Genomic DNA, 772 nt, shown 5'->3' on the forward strand with positions numbered 1-772 from the left:
GGGTGATAACCATTCCTAAAACAGAAGAAACAATTCGGTTGGAAAGACAAATTTATTCAGCAACTCAAAAAATGGGTGTGTTTGGGTGTTTTGAAGTAACTATCGGTTGGTATGGTAAAGAACGAGTTGATTATATCACCTATGACACAAAAAACATTTGGCGGTGTTATGAAATTAAAGTGTCTGTTTCAGACTTCCGTAGCAAGGCGCACAATACATTTTGTGGTCATTATAATTACTATGTCATGACAAGAGATTTGTTTGAAAAAGTGAAAGATGAAATACCTTCACATATAGGTGTTTACGTTGATGGTACATCAGTTAAGAGAGCTAAAAAACAAGAATTGACCGTTGATATAGAGATTTTAAAAAACTCATTAATCCGTTCACTATCTAGGGAAACAGAGAAGATACACAAAAGTGAAAATCCAAATTTCGTAGATATGATGAATAGACGATTGAACAAAGAGACTAGAGAAAAAGAGAAGTATAGAAACCAGTATTGGGATCTGTTAACGGAGGTTCATGAAAAGTATGGTGCTAATTGGAAAAGTGGTTGATTGGAAGGAGTGAAAGAGGTTGTGTGAGTGGAATGGTGGTTGTTTCTGTCATTGGACAGAAGAAATGAATAATGACTTTTTAGATGTGAAGTATGAAGAATATGTAGCTGAAACGGAAAATCCTATGTCATTCGATGAATGGTTTGATTCTTGGTATAAATCTTAAATTGAAGGAGTTGAAAAAGGATGAAGAAAAGACAACGAATGAAAGT

General features: G+C 34.3%; 2 protein-coding genes. Both read left to right on the forward strand.

Annotation, left to right across the window (positions count from 1 at the left end; all coding sequences use genetic code 11):
- Nucleotides 1-560 (forward strand): hypothetical protein (locus tag Q5Y73_RS24615; protein ID WP_305994567.1); only part of this gene is annotated, 560 nt, incomplete at its 5' end.
- A 19-nt stretch (nucleotides 561-579) separates the two neighbouring features.
- Entirely contained in the window at nucleotides 580-726 is a 147-nt protein-coding gene (locus tag Q5Y73_RS24620) for a hypothetical protein (RefSeq protein WP_305994568.1), read from the forward strand.
- Nucleotides 727-772: the final 46 nt, after the last annotated feature.

The organism is Chengkuizengella axinellae (genome assembly GCF_030730905.1).
Lineage (GTDB): Bacteria > Bacillota > Bacilli > Paenibacillales > KCTC-33759 > Chengkuizengella > Chengkuizengella axinellae.